This is a genomic window from Allosalinactinospora lopnorensis (assembly GCF_000981225.1).
GTDB classification, from domain to species: domain Bacteria; phylum Actinomycetota; class Actinomycetes; order Streptosporangiales; family Streptosporangiaceae; genus Allosalinactinospora; species Allosalinactinospora lopnorensis.
On sequence record NZ_LAJC01000013.1, the window covers coordinates 45,922 to 60,840 of the forward strand.

At 69.5% G+C, this 14,919-nt stretch carries 13 protein-coding genes, 1 tRNA gene and 1 pseudogene; 9 read left to right on the plus strand and 6 right to left on the minus strand.

Annotated features, from left to right (window positions below):
* Positions 1-197: 197 nt before the first annotated feature.
* On the plus strand, positions 198-2,807 hold the full coding sequence (locus VS93_RS31145; protein WP_236700383.1) for a MinD/ParA family ATP-binding protein: 2,610 nt from the start codon (positions 198-200) through the stop codon (positions 2,805-2,807).
* 219 nt (positions 2,808-3,026) lie between these two features.
* Here VS93_RS31145 and VS93_RS06980 read toward each other — a convergent pair.
* Positions 3,027-3,115: transfer RNA gene (locus VS93_RS06980), tRNA-Ser, on the minus strand.
* Between the two features lie 173 nt (positions 3,116-3,288).
* Here VS93_RS06980 and VS93_RS06985 point away from each other — a divergent pair.
* The 3 genes and pseudogenes from VS93_RS06985 to VS93_RS31150 all read left to right on the plus strand — a co-directional run bounded on the left by VS93_RS06985 (position 3,289) and on the right by VS93_RS31150 (position 5,425).
* The gene (locus VS93_RS06985; protein ID WP_046469191.1) at positions 3,289-3,753 is read left to right on the plus strand and encodes a DUF4442 domain-containing protein; all 465 of its coding nucleotides are present in this window, start codon (positions 3,289-3,291) and stop codon (positions 3,751-3,753) included.
* 156 nt (positions 3,754-3,909) lie between these two features.
* Positions 3,910-5,063: pseudogene (gene dnaN / locus VS93_RS06995) on the plus strand (DNA polymerase III subunit beta).
* A gap of 119 nt (positions 5,064-5,182) precedes the next feature.
* Positions 5,183-5,425 carry a hypothetical protein gene (locus tag VS93_RS31150; protein ID WP_236700384.1) on the plus strand — a complete coding sequence of 81 codons (243 nt, stop codon included), beginning with the start codon at positions 5,183-5,185 and terminating at the stop codon, positions 5,423-5,425.
* 582 nt (positions 5,426-6,007) lie between these two features.
* On the opposite strand, the gene VS93_RS07010 is transcribed toward VS93_RS31150, so the two are convergent.
* The 3 genes from VS93_RS07010 to VS93_RS07020 all read right to left on the minus strand — a co-directional run bounded on the left by VS93_RS07010 (position 6,008) and on the right by VS93_RS07020 (position 8,593).
* Positions 6,008-6,826, minus strand: coding sequence for a DUF2786 domain-containing protein (locus VS93_RS07010; RefSeq protein ID WP_394298797.1), 819 nt, complete (start codon positions 6,824-6,826; stop codon positions 6,008-6,010).
* Between the two features lie 105 nt (positions 6,827-6,931).
* Positions 6,932-7,345: a hypothetical protein gene (locus VS93_RS07015; RefSeq protein ID WP_046469195.1), complete on the minus strand. Its 414-nt coding sequence runs from the start codon at positions 7,343-7,345 to the stop codon at positions 6,932-6,934.
* 330 nt (positions 7,346-7,675) lie between these two features.
* Positions 7,676-8,593, minus strand: coding sequence for an NUDIX hydrolase (locus VS93_RS07020; protein ID WP_046469196.1), 918 nt, complete (start codon positions 8,591-8,593; stop codon positions 7,676-7,678).
* A 361-nt stretch (positions 8,594-8,954) separates the two neighbouring features.
* On the opposite strand from VS93_RS07020, the gene VS93_RS29680 reads away from it, so the two are divergent.
* From VS93_RS29680 to VS93_RS07035, 3 genes are all read left to right on the plus strand, one after another.
* A complete protein-coding gene (locus VS93_RS29680) occupies positions 8,955-9,200 on the plus strand; it encodes a hypothetical protein (RefSeq protein ID WP_162231649.1) in 246 nt (81 codons plus the stop codon).
* Positions 9,197-9,397 (plus strand): hypothetical protein, encoded by a 201-nt coding sequence (locus VS93_RS07030; protein ID WP_162231650.1) that lies wholly within the window; start codon positions 9,197-9,199, stop codon positions 9,395-9,397. The genes VS93_RS29680 and VS93_RS07030 overlap by 4 nt, the downstream gene beginning before the upstream one ends.
* Before the next feature lie 123 nt (positions 9,398-9,520).
* Entirely contained in the window at positions 9,521-12,565 is a 3,045-nt protein-coding gene (locus VS93_RS07035; protein ID WP_082126676.1) for an AfsR/SARP family transcriptional regulator, read from the plus strand.
* On the opposite strand, the gene VS93_RS07040 is transcribed toward VS93_RS07035, so the two are convergent.
* Positions 12,495-13,391, minus strand: a complete 897-nt coding sequence (locus tag VS93_RS07040; protein ID WP_046469199.1) for an oxygenase MpaB family protein — start codon at positions 13,389-13,391, stop codon at positions 12,495-12,497. The two genes, VS93_RS07035 and VS93_RS07040, sit on opposite strands and share 71 nt — an antisense overlap.
* 168 nt (positions 13,392-13,559) lie before the next feature.
* Here VS93_RS07040 and VS93_RS07045 point away from each other — a divergent pair, with 168 nt between their 5' ends.
* Both VS93_RS07045 and VS93_RS30275 read left to right on the plus strand, forming a co-directional pair.
* Complete coding sequence (locus VS93_RS07045; protein WP_201776564.1) at positions 13,560-14,087, plus strand: DUF6597 domain-containing transcriptional factor; 528 nt, start codon at positions 13,560-13,562, stop codon at positions 14,085-14,087.
* Entirely contained in the window at positions 14,078-14,224 is a 147-nt protein-coding gene (locus tag VS93_RS30275; protein ID WP_201776565.1) for a helix-turn-helix domain-containing protein, read from the plus strand. The genes VS93_RS07045 and VS93_RS30275 overlap by 10 nt, the downstream gene beginning before the upstream one ends.
* Here the strand turns inward: VS93_RS30275 and VS93_RS07050 are convergent.
* The gene (locus VS93_RS07050; RefSeq protein WP_046469200.1) at positions 14,214-14,615 is read right to left on the minus strand and encodes a VOC family protein; all 402 of its coding nucleotides are present in this window, start codon (positions 14,613-14,615) and stop codon (positions 14,214-14,216) included. The genes VS93_RS30275 and VS93_RS07050 overlap by 11 nt on opposite strands.
* Positions 14,616-14,919 lie beyond the last annotated feature (304 nt).

Genomic DNA, 14,919 nt, shown 5'->3' on the forward strand with positions numbered 1-14,919 from the left:
GGGTGCCGGTGGTCCGGGATACCCCTGTGGACAGGCGAAGATGAAGCCGTTTGGCAGATGGTTTTATCTTTGAGACTGGGGTCAGAGAGCTCGCGAGTCTGGGAGTCTGGCTTGGCCATGTCATCCCCGGTGTGAACCGGTCGCCCAGCGAATGAACCTGCACGCCATGTTGACCCGCCCTTGAGGAGAAAATCGCGGTGGCACCGAGAGAGCACGACGGCTGGGAACACGCGGGTACACGTCCGTGGGATCAGCCTGATCAGGAGGATCCCGCGGGAACAGGGAACGGGGACTCCCTAGAGGGGACACCGGGCGCGGCTTACGAGATGTCTCCGGCCGACCAGTGGTTCGGGGATGGGATGCTCCCGCCACCGCCGCCCTACGCCCAGCCGGCCGGTGATCAGATCGCTCCGCCCCCTGCTTTCCCCCCGTCCCCCCAGGACCCTCCGGCGCCTCCCGCACCGCAGCCGGGCCACGACATCTCCCAGAACGGCAACAGCGCACCGCCGGACACCGGCTACCAGGCGCCCTCGCCTGAGCAGTACGACCCTCCGCAGCCCGACCAGACGCGGTACCCGGGATCGCCGCCTTCCCCGGAAACGCACCAGACGCCATCCGCGGAAGGATGGGATGTCGCCGGGCGGGCGCCGGCCGATGACCGGGCGGCCCCTCAGGGGCAGGCGCCCTCGGCCTTCCGGCCGGACTTTCCGCACCCGGGGCCCGACCAGGGGTATCCGCCCCCGGCGGCCCCCGCCATACCCGAGGAAGGCGTCGGCCTGTTCCCGCCAGGACCCGATTCCCTGGAGACCGATATCCCCGAGCCCGAGCAGCTGCCTCCGCTGGACCCCTCTGTGCAGCAGGGGCAGCCGCAGGGGCCTGACCTCGTTCCCGGTGCCGCCGAACCCGGGCAGGCGTACGAGTCGCACACCCCGGAAGTTCCCCACCACCCCCGGGAACCGTACGCGCTCGATGCGTCCGAGCGGCCGCAGGGCGCCTTCCCGGGCGGGGCGGAGGAGCCGCAGCCCCCCGAGGCCGCGCCGCAGGCCACCGAGCCTGAGCAGGACCCCGCCGTGCCAGAGCCGTACCAGGACAGCGCGTCGGCTCCTGGCGCCACCGGCGGTCAGCGGAGCGGGCACGCCGCCGAGGCGGCGGAGACCCCACAGTCCCATGGCGAGTGGCGGCAGGGCGGCCCGGAAGGGCCGGCGGGCGAGCCGCAGTCGCCGGGATTTCCGCAGGACGCCCACGGGTTCGCCCCGCAGCAGGACCCCGGTGCGGGTCAGCCGCCGCAGCCCGGCCCTCAGACCCCTCTCTACGCGCCGGAGACCCCGTATAACTCCCAGGGGCCGTACGCTCCCGGAAGGCAGCCGGGCAGGCCGGGCGGTGCGCAGGAGGCTCCCAGCGGGGTGCCGATGCCGCCGGGAGCGGTTCAGTCCCCCTATGACTGGCGGGTGCCCGGCCATCCGCAGCCGCCGTACACCGGACCGCAAGCGCCTCCGAACATGCAGGGCGCCCCGCAGGAGCCCCACGCCGCCCAGGGGCCGGCGGCCGAACCGCAGGCTCCGCCCGGCGAACGGCGCAACCCGTATCAGATCCCCGGGTACCCGCCGGCCGGTCCGCCGCAGGTGCCTCAGCATCCCCAGGGAGCACCCGGTGCTCCCCAAGGGCCTCCTCCCCCCGCCTACCAGCCGCCTCCCGCCGGCCAGCAGCCACCGCAGGGCGGCCAGCAGCACTCTTATCCGCCGCATGCGCCGTACGGAGGGCAGCCGCATTACCCCGGCGGAGGGCAGGGGGCGCCGCTGCAGCAGCCTGCGCAGGGCTTCCAGTACCACTCCCACTTCCCCGGCAACCAGTCCGCGGCCCAGGAGCAGGGGCAGTTCGAGACGGCCGACGCGCTGGACGCGGACAGCCTGGTGCGCGGGCGGCGCCAGACACCCACGTCCGGGTGGCGCAAGATCGTGCATTCGGCAACGCTCGGCCTGGTGAAACCCGGCCTTTCGTCGGCGGAGATGCGGCGCCGTGAACTGACCCAGCGCGCCAGCACGCACGTGGCGGGCGGGCATCACCGGGTGGCGGTGCTCAGCCTGAAAGGCGGGGTGGGCAAGACCACCACGACCGTGGCGCTGGGGTCCACGCTGGCGTCTCTGCGCGGCGACCGCGTTCTGGCGGTCGACGCCAACCCCGACCGGGGCACCCTGTCGGACAAGGTGCGTCTGGAAACCGCTGCCACCATCCGCGACCTGCTCAACGAGCGAAACCACATCACGCGCTACGCCGATATCCGCGGTTTCACTTCGCAGTCGTCGAGTCGGCTGGAGATCCTGGCCTCCGACCGCGACCCGGCGGTCTCGGAGGCGTTCAGCGAGAACGACTACCGCGAGGTCACCCGGATTCTGGAGCACTTCTACTCGATCTGCATCACCGATTGCGGTACAGGGCTGCTGCATTCGGCGATGCGCGGGGTGCTCGGCCTGGCCGACCAGATCGTTCTGGTGAGTTCGGCGTCGGTCGACGGTGCCCGCAGCGCCAGCGCCACCCTCGACTGGTTGGAGGCGCACGAGTACGGCTACCACGTACGCGGTGCGGTCGTGGTGCTGTCCATGGTGCGCCAGGATGGTAAGAGCAGCGTGGATCTGGACCGGCTGGAGGAGCATTTCGCCAGCCGCTGCCGCGCTGTGGTCCGGGTTCCCTGGGACGCGCACCTGGAGGAGGGCGCCGAGGTCGACCTCGATCGCCTCGCCCCCTCCACACGCGACGCCTACCTGCAGCTCGCCGCGACGGTCGGCGAAGCCTTCGCCTGGCCTCGCTGATGTAGCCCCGTTGTCGAACCCGCCGGCTGGGAATGTCGGCGGGTCGCTTCCCCGCCCGTCTCGGGGTGCTGGTGCCGTGGACGGGAGGGGGCTCAGCAGGACGCGGTCCCGCTGCGAGCCGGTCCGGGCGCTGACCGCCTCGCCCTGTCACGAGACGGGGCGGGCGGCTCCGACGCTCTCCGTACGGGAGCACCGGATCCGGCCGGCCGGGGATGGAAGCGGAGGGTGTGGGATTCGAACCCACGAGACCCCGTTAAGGATCTTGTGCTTTTCAAGAGCACTGCACTCGGCCACTATGCGAACCCTCCGAGGGCAGGAGATCTGCTCCCCGGGGCTCATGCTAGCTCACCATCCGTGTCTCTGTGGAAACGGTCGCCGGTGTCCGGGGAAGCCGGTCCACGTGTCGCGGTCCGTGGCCAGAGACATTTCTCCGGCTGCCATGGGTGGCCTCTTTGGTTACCGGGGAGTAACATGTGGCCTCATGGAAACGATGAGCGCCGAGACGGCGGAGACAGTGAAGTCCGGGTTCCTGGCGGCGGTGCCGTTCGCGCGAACGCTGGGCGTGCAGTTCATGGACCTGGAGTACGGTCGGGTCGTCATGCGGCTGCCGGACGAACCGGCGCACCACAACCACGTCGGTGGCCTGCATGCCGGGGCGATGTTCACCCTCGCGGAGTCGGCCTCTGGCGTCATCGTGATCGGCTCGTTCAGCGACCAGCTCGACCGCGCCGTTCCGCTCGCGGTCAAGGCCGAGATCCACTACCACAAGCTCGCTATGGGCGATGTGATCGCCGAGGCGCGCCTGGGGCGGCCGAAGGAAGAGGTCGTCGCGGAACTCGATGCGGGCAAGCGCCCCGAGTTCTCGGTCGAGGTCGAGTTGCGCACCGAGGACGGCAAGGTCACCGGCTCGATGACCGTCGTGTGGACGCTGAAGCCCAACCGCTGAGGGACGCGGTGGGCGTTCGGCGCCGGCGAACCCGGGTTCCCCGGTCGCGGCGGCGCATCCATCCGCTGTCCTGCCGTGTTACCGGAAGGAATGTCGGCGCCTCTGGGTACGGTGACTGCATCCGATAGTCCGGACGCTCACGATCAGGAGGTTGACGTGAGGTTCCGAGTTGATCGTGACGCATTCGCCGAGGCCGTGGCCTGGACGGCCCGGGCTCTGCCCGCGCGCCCGGCCGTGCCGGTGCTGGCCGGGATGCGGCTGGAACTACCCACAGATTCAGGGCAGCTGCGGCTGTCGAGTTTCGATTACGAAGTCTCCGCCCAGGCCGCGGTGGACGTCGAGGCCGAGGAAAGCGGCGCGGTCCTGGTTTCGGGCCGGCTGCTCGCCGAGATCGCCCGCAATCTCTCCCCACAGCCTGTGGACTTCTCCTGCGACGGCTCGCGAGCCCTCGTCAACTGCGGCAGTGCGCGATTCACACTGCTCACACTCCCGTTGGAGGACTACCCGTCGCTGCCGGAAATGCCGGGGATCACGGGGTCGCTGGCCGCGGACGCCTTCGCGGCGGCGGTGCGGCAGGTGGCGCCGGCCGCCAGCCGCGACGACACACTGCCGATGCTTACGGGCGTACACATGTCCTTCTCCGGCGACTCGCTGAGCCTTGCCGCCACCGATCGCTACCGCATCGCCGTCCGCGAGCTTTGGTGGCAGTCCGAGTACTCCGATCTCGATACGTCGGCGCTGGTCCCGGCGCGCACACTCGCCGATACGGGGCGCTCGCTGGTCTCGGGGTCCAATATCGGCATCGCGTTGTCCGCGGTATCGGCCGGAGCAGGGACCGCCCCGTCGCACGGCGAGGGCATGATCGGGTTCGAGAACAACGGCCGGCGTACCACCACCCGGCTGATCGACAGCGACTTCATCAAGTACGAGTCCCGCTTCCCCACTGATTTCACGGCTCGTGCCGAGGTGTCCAAGGCAAAGCTCATCGAAGCGGTGAAGCGGGTGGCACTCGTCGCCGACCGCAACTCTCCCCTTCGGCTCTCGTTCACCGAGACCGAGGTGCTGCTCGAAGCCGGATCGGGCGACGACGCCCAGGCGCGGGAGGTGCTGGACGTCAAGTACGAGGGCGAACCCATGCGAATCGCCTTCGGCCCCGAGTTCTTCCTCGACGGCCTTGGTGCGGTCGAGACCGAGACGGCCCATCTCGCTTCACCATGCCGACCAAGCCCGCCGTGATCTCCGGTGTGCCGGCCGAAGAGGGTGCGCGGTCCGACTTCCGGTACCTCGTTATGCCGCTGCGGATCTCCTAGTCCGGCCAGCCTTCGAGGCTCTGCACCAGGTCCTCGTCGTGGGGGATCAACTCGTAGTGCAGGGTGGTGTAGCGCATCAGGCGGTACGAGATCGGCACGGCCCAGCGCTGCAACACCGGGTGGCGTCGGGCGAGGAGCCGGGCCGCGCGCCTGGCGTCATCACCCTCCAGAAGCCGGACCTCGCCGCGTATGGGCTTGCCGAGCGGTTCACCGCGGAACGTGCAGGGCCGGAGATCGGCAACAGGGTAGTGGCGCAGCGCTTTGCTTTGCCCGAGTCCGACCAGGTCCGGAACAGTACACGGTCTCCGTCGATGACGATGCTGATCGGCGTGTTGACGCAGCGCATGCCATCACTGTGGTAGGTGGTCAGCAAGGCCGTCTTGAAACTGCGGAACGACCTCAGGAGGGTGGCTGGGGACATCTCGTCACTTCCTGTGGGAAACGGCGTCACCCTCCACTTTCCCCGATTCGGTGACCTGAGTCACCTGAAATCGCTCACGCGATGGTGCGAGTTTCCAGAACGCTTGCTCACGGCCTCGCCGCAGCGACGTCAAGGTCCCAGCGGTGGCCGAACGATCGCGGCGCCCACCGCCGCGCTCCGTATGCGACTCCCGGGAAGGCCGTGGCCGGGACTTCTCCTGTCCCCGGGTACCGCCTCGGTCCCTGGCGCCGCGTTGCCGCACCTCGGGATCCCCACGAAGTTCCGTGCCCCGCTGCGGCGGTGCGAGGCCGGGACACGGCTGGTTTCGGGCAGGCGCTAACCAGTTGGCCGGATCCGGCCACGGAAAATGGTTTATCCACAGGGGGATTGGGCCGTCGGTTGTCATCCGACGCTTTTCCGCAGTTATTCACAAGGTTTTCCACAGGATTGGCCGGAATGCTGTGGACGTCCAGTGCGGACGGGAAGCCCGAAATCGCCCGTATTCCGGGGCGTGCCGCGCCACTCAGTCGCTGTCAGTGAGCGAGGGGGCGCTGCCCTGCCCGACGTTGGTCTCCACCCCAAGGTCGGCGCGGCGTCCCCGGATGTAGCCGGCGCGGGCTCCCGCGCGGTGGTGGGTCCGCTCCGGGCGGGTCGGTCGGAGTTGCGGGAAGCGGCGGTGGAATTCCTCCTGCACGCGGTGGACATCCTCGCGCAGTATCAGTTCGGCGCCGCGGGCCGTTTCCTCGCCCGCGGCGGCCGCCGACCCCGAACCGTTCTCCGCGGCCTGAGCCGAGGGTTCCTCCCGCAGCCGGGCGCGGAACTCGCGGATGCGTTCGGCCACCGCGTAGCCGTAGGCCCGGATGAACGACCGGTAGAAGCGGTTCCGCTCGGTGGCCAGTGTGGAGCGGTCGTAATTGCGCATTTCGCGCAGGTCGGCCACGTGGTTGCGGGCGGTGAGCCGCGCGGAGGCCTCCATCTGCATGGTGATCGACGGCAGCAGCACGCGCAGCGAATCCAGCGCCGTGACGGTGCCGACGATGATGAGGGTGCGTTCAGTGTTGGCCGAGGTGTTGCCGCGGACCGCCGACTGGCAGCCGTAGGCGGCGGCGATCCCGGCCAGCGCCTTTACCCGGGCCTTGCCGTGTCCGCCCACGCCGGAGACGGGAAAGTCCAGTCGGGTGACGGATTCGGCGGCCTCGCCCCGCTGTGCCCGCGCCTCTGCTTCGGCGATCGCGTGCCGCGTCATGAGTTCGGCGGCCTTGGCGGTGAACGCCTGGCTCTCGGCGTCGGTGACCGAGGGGTCCTCCGCCATACGGAGGAGCCCTCGGACCCGCTCGATCATCTTCTGACGAGCTTCAGTTGACATAGATCGCTTGGTCGTCCCCCGTGGTGGGTCATCATAACGTGTGGGCCCCGCGGAGCGTGGACCCACAGTGAAACACCGAATCTAGGAGTTCTTGTTCCCGGCGACCGAAGCGATGAGGCCGAGGATGACCCAGATCACGGCGCCGGCGGCGAGACCGATGAAGATACCACCGAGGATGCCCGCGCCGAACAACTGCACTACTCCGATACCGAGCCCGGCGAGAACGGCCGGCCCGCTGGCCCAGCGCCACGGGTACTGGCCGGCCCAGCGGCGGGCCCGGCGGTCGCCCTTGCCTCCGAGCAGCGCGACGCCGCCCCCTGCGAGGGCGAACCAGAAGATCGCCCACCCGAGCGGTCCGGCGATCGTGATCGCCGGCAGGGACAGCAGGAAGGAGAGCCCTCCGGCCACCGCGCCCGCGCCGGTAGCGACACCCGTGGGCCACATCATTGTTGCCGCGTGCACGGGCATCATCGGGTTTCCGCGCTCCAGCGTCATGTCAGCTCCTCAAGTCTGGCTGGTTCATGGCTGGTGCCGCCCAGCCTTTCAGTATCCAGGATGCCTACCGAACAGCAGGCGCACATCAGGGCACACCCCTGACTTACCCCCGACCCGGCGATCCGGCACCTGGAACCGACATGCCGTTCGCGAACATCCTGGACAAGCCAACGAATGGGCGTGACATTCAGTGCCGCGTCGGTTGTGCGCGCGGGAGCGAATCTCCATTGTCAGCACACCCCCATCCTAAAGGGCGAGGGTCTTCCGCGGCGGGGTGCCCGTGGACGGGGTACGTCCTCGGAACCGGCGCGGCACCGCGATCGGTCGAGGTCATCGGTGTATCAGTGCGGACCCGGCGTGCCCCAGCGCGCCAAGAGCGGCGCGCAGCCACTCCGGCGGCACCGTGCCGGTACCGGCGGCACCGAGGCGCTCGTGCACGTCCGGCCGGGCTGTGACGGTAAGGAGGACCGGTGTCTCGCTGCGGCTCCGGACGATCTCGGCGATGGTGTCCGCGCCGCTTCCGCCTGCCGGAACGACATCAACACCGGGGACGGAGGGCAGTCCGGGCCTCTCCTCCTCGGTCACGAGCACGACCTGCGGGAGCCACCGGTGCAGTTCGACGAGGGGAAGCCCTTCGGGCAGCGCCGGGGTGCCGAGCCCTTCCGCGGCGAGCGCGGCGAGATCATCGCGCAGCCGCACGGCCGCCCCTGGCGCGTCCGCGCTCATCGAGGCGCCGGCCGCCTGGCCGAGAACGGCCGCCGCGTCCACGACGAGAACGAGCCGCTGGGAGAGCGCCGTGCGTATCTCCGGCCAGATCTCCCCGAACGCGGGCAGCAGCCGGAGGTCGGCGACCTCGTCGACCGGGACCCAGCGGATGGCCGCGCTCTCGTTGTTCCCGGGGGAGAAAGTCCTCTGCTCCACTGAGCGAGCCAGAACGGTGTCGTACCGCCAGACCGTGTGGTCCTGCCGGTGGATCCCGCGCAGCACGATCTCCCCGATGTCGCCGTGAACCTCTTCGCCGAACTCGCGCAGTGCGGCCTGCACCGCGGACTCCGAACTGTCGATGGCGCCGCCCGGCATCCCCCATGTGCCGCCCTGGTGGCTCCACCACGCCCTGTGCTGCAGCAGCACGTGGCCGGCTCCGGCCGTCTCCGTGGAATGCAGCAGTAGCCCGGACGCGCCGTAGCGCCCCCAGCGCTGCGTGCCATCGGGCAGCACCACCCAGCCGTTGCCGTCTCCCGCGGTCATCGGGCCTCCGTAAGTCGTTGGACGGCCCGGAAGGGCCGAGTGCGCTGATGAGGTACGTGGACCAGTGTGCCGTTTCAGGCCGCTTCCGGTCAGCGGATCGACGTGTTCAGGCGTCGGGGCAGGGGACATCACGGTGGCCTAAGCTCTCCGCGAGCCGCCCGAAACGGGCGGTGCCGCCCGGCCGCCCCTGTGAGGCCCAGCTGTAAGCGAAGTGAAAGCGGGGCGCAAGCCTTCCTCTCTAGTGTCATTCACGTTCGGCGAGACCGGTGTCCGCGGGAGGACGGCCCGCGGAACCGGTCCCGGCGTTCACCAGGAGGGGGCGGTCCGCCTTCGTAAGTCCACCAGGGGGGAAACGGAAGAGATGCTGACCACCGAGCTGGAGCGGGTCGAGGAGCGGTTCCTGGAGATCGTGGGGGGTCTAGGGGCCGCCGGGCCGATTCGGGCGAAACTCGACCTTGGGGGGAGGAGGGTCCTTCTCGGGAAGAGGACATCGAGCCGTGGGATGACGAGGATGGTCTTGGCGACGGCGGTGTCGACTGGCCGTAATGGCAGCCCCCTCGGAGGATTGCGTTTCGAACCGAGGAGTTGCATATGGGGCGGGTATTGAGCGCCGAGCCGGCGCAGATTGAGGGGCGGTTCCTGGAAATCGTTGCCGGTCTTGAGGAGCCAGCGCCGGCCACGGCGAAACTCCAGCCTTACGAGGACCCGATGGAGTATCCGGTCCCCGAACGCGAAGACACCGGAGCCGAGGAAGGGGAGAGGGAGGAGCCCGAGGGCGACAAGGGGAGGTCCGCGGACCGTTGACTCGGGCGGGATGAGCGCCATCGCACCCGTGCTCGTGGGAGGGAGGTACGGGTGCGACGGCCTTCTCTCTGTCCTCCGGAATCCGCAAATGACCTTGCTACAGTGCCGTTTGTGGAATTTGGCGTGCTGGGCCCCATTTCAGCCTGGGACAACGGCGAGGCGGTTTCCGTCGGTGGGCCCAGGCAGCGGTGCGTCCTGGGTGCGCTGCTGGTGGATCTGGGAAAAGAAGTCACCGTCGACCGATTGATCGACTACCTGTGGGACGACACCCCTCCACGGACGGCGCGTTCGGTGATCCAGGTGCAGATCTCCCATCTGCGCCGTGCGTTTCCGCAGGTCATCCAGACCACTGCCGGTGGGTATCTCGCCTATTTCGACCCGAGCCGTGTCGATCTGCACCGGTTCCGCGATCTGGTGACCCGCGGGAAAGCGGCCGGTGACCCCGAGGAAGCGATCGTGCTGTGGGAGCACGCCCTGGCGTGCTGGCGGGGCAAACCGTTCTCGGGCACCGGATCCGACCAGCTCTGGTACACGGTGTGCCAACCGCTGCTGGAGGAGCGCTGGGCCGCTGAGGCCGCGTGGGCGGGGTGCGCTTTCGCGCTGCGGCGCTACCAGGAGGTGGTCACCCGCCTCACTCCGCTCGTGCGCGAGGATCCGCTACGCGAGCGGCTGCAGTATCTTCTCATCGCGGCGCTGCATCGCAGCGGGCAGCGCGCGACGGCGCTGACCGTCTTCCAGGAGACACGGGAGCACCTGGCCGAGGAGCTGGGCGTCGATCCGAGTCCTGAGGTCATGGAGCTGCACCAGCGCATCCTGCAGGACCAGGACGGTGCCGCACGGCTCCCGGAGGACTCCCCGACCGTTCCGGTGCAGAGCGGACCGGCGTCGGCCGAGCACGACCTGCTTCCCGAGGAGAGGGCCGCTGAGTTCCTCCCCCGCAACGACCTCCCGCGGGACATCCCCGACTTCACCGGCCGCGGGCGCTCCCTGCGCGAGCTGCTGCAGGTGGGCCAGTGCGCTGAGGATCGCGCCGAGATCGCCGTCATCACCGGCCCGGGGGGTGCGGGCAAGACCACCCTGGCCGTGCACGCCGCGCATCGGCTCGCCGACCGTTTCCCCGACGGTCAGCTGTTCATCGACCTCTACGGTTACACCGTCGATCAGGATCCGCTGACCGCGGCCTCCGCGCTGGGCAGCCTGCTGCGGGCCGTCGGTGCCGAGCCGGAGTCGATCCCGGAGTCGGTGGAGGAGCGCTCGGCGCTGTGGCGCGCCATGCTCGACGGTAAGCGCATCCTGGTCGTTTTCGACAACGCCTTCAACTTCGCCCAGGTCAACCCGCTTCTCCCGGCGGCGCCGGGGTCGCTGACCGTGGTGACGACCCGCCACGACCTGACCGGGCTGGGCGGGGCCCGATATATCTCCTTGGGGATGCTCAGCGAGAAGTCCTCGTTGCAGCTGTTCTCCGCAGTGCTCGGTGCCGAACGCGTGGAGCAAGAGCCCGAGCATGCCTTGCAGGTGGTGCGGCTGTGCGGGGGATTGCCCCTCGCGCTGCGGATCGTCGCGGGGCGGATGCTGAGCCGGCCGCGCTGGACCTTCGGCCATGTCGCGCAGCGCCTGGGCGAGCACCAGCGCAGGTTCCGGGAACTGCGCATCGACGGGCAGAACGTCGAGGCCGTCTTCGAGCTCTCCTACCAGAGCCTGAACGAGGTACAGCGGCGGACCTTCCTGCTCCTCGGCGTGATGATCGGGGGCACCGTCGACCTGCACGGAGCCGCGGCCCTACTGGACAGCGACCCTCCCGACACCGACGACCTGCTCCAGGAACTCGTCAGCGTGTGCCTGCTGGACGAGTCCGGGGTCGACCTCTACCGGTTCCACGACCTCATCGGGGCCTATGCCCGGCAGAAGGCGCTGCGGACCGCTCCGGAGACCGACATCGAGGCCGCGCGCCGCCGCCTGGCCGACCACTACCTGGACATGGCGCACAGCGCGGCCGACTGGCTGGGACCACGCGCGCACGACTACGAGGTGGGCGTACCGGACTCCTCGCGCTACCGCACCGAGCTGTCGAACCGCCGTGAGGCGATCGCCTGGTTCGAGACCCACCAGGAGAACCTCGCCTCGACCGTCGATTTCTACGCCTCGCTCGGACACGGCGACCAGGCCTGGCAGCTCGCCGATTCGATCTGGCGGTTCTACGCCTCCCACGGCCAGACCGAGCTGCTGCTGTCCACCCAGGAGAAGGCGCTCGCGGCGAGCCAGGCCCAGGGCAACGACCGGGGAAGCGCGGTCACCCTGATCGCTCTGGGGATCGCGCACTGCCTTGCCGGGCGCAACGAGACCTCCCTCGATCTGCTGCTCCAGGCGTACGAGATCCTGGCAAAGCTCGGTGATCGGGAGGGGCAGACCCGCGCTCACGGCAATCTGGCCATGGTGTACGAACGTATGGGGCGCTTCCAGGAGGCGCTCTCCTGCCTTGAGAAGGTTCTCGAATACACGATCGAGGCGAAGAACCAGCGGCTCGAAGCGCTGCAGCGAGGAAATATCGCCGTCCTGTGCCAGATGTTGGGGGATTTCCCGAGAGCCGTCGAGTTGTGCGAGACGGTACTGCGCATCGAGGTCGACGGCGGGCCGGTCGAGAGCCACGCCATGGCGCTGCGCATCCTCGGCGAGGTCAGCACCCAGCTCGGCGATTTCGACCAGGCGTTCTCCCGGCTGGGGGAGGCGTTGAAACTCGCCCAGCACCTGGAGTCCCCTACGGACGAGATCTACACGCGCAACGCGCTCGCCATGACCCAGCGGGAATCGGGGCAGCTGGAAGCGGCCGTCGAGTCCCACACGAAGGCGCTGGAGCTCGGGGAGGAGAACGCGCTGCGCAGTGCCGACGCCGAGATCCTGAACGAACTGGGCACCACCTACACCCGCGCTCGGCGCTACACGGACGCCAAAGCAGCGCATGAACAGGCGCTGAAACTCGCCCGGGAGCGCAAGGAGCGCTACGCCGAAGCGCGGGCGCTCCTGGGGCTGGGCATACTGCCCTCCGAGCTGGTGGAGCCGGAGACCGTCACCGGCAGGCTGCACACGGCGGTCGAGATCTTCACCGAACTCGGTGTCCCCGAGGCCGGCCGGGCGCGGACCGAACTGGGGCGCCGTTGCGGCGCCGACTGATCGTCGGGAGCGCCCGCACCGCTGCTTTGGGCCGGCGGTAGAGCCGGCCGCGTGCGGCCTGACGACGCATGTCCCACATGTAGGCGTTCTTCGGCAGGCTGCGGACGGCCATCGGAAGCCGCGGGTAGACGGCCCGGACGACGGCGAACAACCGGTCGAACATCCGCTGTCGCCCCGGCCCCCAGTCAAGGCCCAGCTGGTCGCGGATGCGCGGCGGAAGCAGACCCGCACTGAGGAAGCGCTGCATTCGGGCCAGGGGGCGGACAAGCGGGTTGGCCGGTGCGAAGAGCCCCGCGGCGATCTCCCGGGCGGTGTCGCCGACCTCGATCGAGTCGACCATCCGGGCCCAGTAGAGCTCGAAGTCGGCGCGGGTGGTCGGCCAGCGGTCCTCGGGGCAGCCCAAGGCCGTGGCGAACACCGCGGACTGCCTGTAGACCTCGTCCTTGGCCGCCGCGTCGAGCTCGCCGAACGTCATCTCATACATCCGGATCCCGCTCGAGTACAGTGTCGCGGCCACCCAGATCTGCAAGTCGGGATCGAGTGCGTTGTATCCGGGGCCGACAACCGTCTTGTGCATGGCCCGAACGATCCGGGAGACGCGCTCGGCCTCCTCCTCCGTCCCGAAGACCAGGCCGTAGACGAAGGTGAGCGTGCCGCGCAGCCGGTTGATCGGGCGCGCGGTGAAGTCGCTGTGCTCGTACACTCCCCGGCCGACGGCCGGATGGGCGACCTGGAGCAGGATCGCGTACCCGGCCCCGCCCAGGAGGACGCCCTCGCGGTTCAGCCGCCGTATCTGGGAATCTTCCGCGAACAGCCCGCTTTCCATACGAATGAGCGTAAGCCGCCGCTGATTCCCGAGAAAGCGCGACGCGAGGACGGGCCCCGGTGTTCCGGAGTCCACTGCTCCTCGGCGGGATTTCGCCGGTGGCGGCCGGAAGCGGGGCGGCCGTACCGGTGCCACACTGGAGATATGTACTGGGAGCGGCCATCGCGGGTGGTCAGCGCTGTCGTGTGGCGCGGGGTCGCGGCGTCGCCGGCGGGTTCCGAACAGCGGGTACTCCCGGACGGCTGCATGGACCTCATCTGGGTCAAGGGAGCGCTACTGGTGGCCGGCCCGGATACCTCTTCCCACCTGGCGTTCTGGCCGCCGGGAGCGGGGTTCACCGGGCTGCGGTTCTTCCCCGGAACCGCCCCCGCGATCCTGGGAGTGGCGGCGCACGAGCTCCGCGATCAGCTGGTACCGCTGGCGGATATCTGGCCGGCGCCACGGGTCCGGCGCCTCACCGAGTACGTAGGTGAGGCGCCGGACCCCGAGGCCGCCCTGGAGGAGATCGCCGCACGCCGGCATCCGCGGACCGAACTTTCCGATCCGCGCATCCCGGAGATCGTCCGGCACGTGCGCGCCGGCGTATCGGTCGCCGCCACCGCGGAGGCGGTCGGTATGGGTGAGAGGCACCTGCACCGGTGTTGCCTGGCGGCGTCGGCTACGGACCGAAGACGCTGGGGCGGATCATGCGGATGAACCGCGCGCTGGACATGGCCCGCGAAGGCACTCCATTGGCCGACGTGGCGGCGAGTGCGGGCTACGCCGACCAGGCCCATCTGGCCCGCGATACGAAGGCGCTGACGGGCGTGCCGCCCGGCGTGCTCATCCGGTAGCGGTCTGCGGAGCGAACAGGTCGACGCCGTTGCCGTCCGGATCGAGGACGATCGCGTAGCGCTGCCCCCAGAACGCGTCCCACGGCTCCCTGTGCCCCTTGTATCCGGAACGGACCAGGTCGGCGTACCACCGGTCCACCTCCGCGGGGCTCTCGCAGGCGAAAGCCAGGCTGACGCGTGGATCGCCGTGCGGCGCGGTCCAGTCCGGATCGAAGGAGCGGATGGTCTCGGCGGTGTCCCAGGCGATGCGCAGCCCTCCCGGAAGTTCCGCCTCGACGTGCGGTTGCGTATCGGCCGCTGCCGGGATGTCGAGGCCGAGTCGGCGGTAGAAGGCCAGTGAGTTCCCCATGTCGGCCACGACCAGGCCGATCACTGCGAATGTTGGCGTCATACGGCCAAAACTAGGGACGGCCGCTCCCGGGGTCTTGAACGAATCGGACAACCGCGGGCCCGGGCACGGCCCGCGTCCGCTCGCACGTTCCGGAAAACCGGCCGGCAGGCGGCGTCTTTTCAGGTGAAGACGCCGGGGTATCTCCCGGGTCAAGTTCTCGCCCGAAAAACGCAAGGAGGTTTCGGGGGTCCGGTCGGGGCCCTAATCTGCGGGAACCGGGTACCCGGAAGTGGTACCGGGGTCCTGGACCACGGCGGGCCCCGGCGCGGGCCGAGGGGTGCACCCTTTCGGTCCTGCCCGGTCG

Excerpts from the sequence above, each read along its gene's own strand:
- VS93_RS06985 (WP_046469191.1), top strand. The coding sequence starts at position 3,289 with ATGGAAACGATGAGCGCCGAGACGGCGGAGACAGTGAAGTCCGGGTTC.
- VS93_RS07010 (WP_394298797.1), bottom strand. The coding sequence starts at position 6,826 with ATGATCGAGCGGGTCCGAGGGCTCCTCCGTATGGCGGAGGACCCCTCG.
- VS93_RS07015 (WP_046469195.1), bottom strand. The coding sequence starts at position 7,345 with ATGACGCTGGAGCGCGGAAACCCGATGATGCCCGTGCACGCGGCAACA.
- VS93_RS07020 (WP_046469196.1), bottom strand. The coding sequence starts at position 8,593 with ATGACCGCGGGAGACGGCAACGGCTGGGTGGTGCTGCCCGATGGCACG.
- VS93_RS29680 (WP_162231649.1), top strand. The coding sequence starts at position 8,955 with ATGCTGACCACCGAGCTGGAGCGGGTCGAGGAGCGGTTCCTGGAGATC.
- VS93_RS07040 (WP_046469199.1), bottom strand. The coding sequence starts at position 13,391 with ATGGAAAGCGGGCTGTTCGCGGAAGATTCCCAGATACGGCGGCTGAAC.
- VS93_RS30275 (WP_201776565.1), top strand. The coding sequence starts at position 14,078 with ATGCGGATGAACCGCGCGCTGGACATGGCCCGCGAAGGCACTCCATTG.
- VS93_RS07050 (WP_046469200.1), bottom strand. The coding sequence starts at position 14,615 with ATGACGCCAACATTCGCAGTGATCGGCCTGGTCGTGGCCGACATGGGG.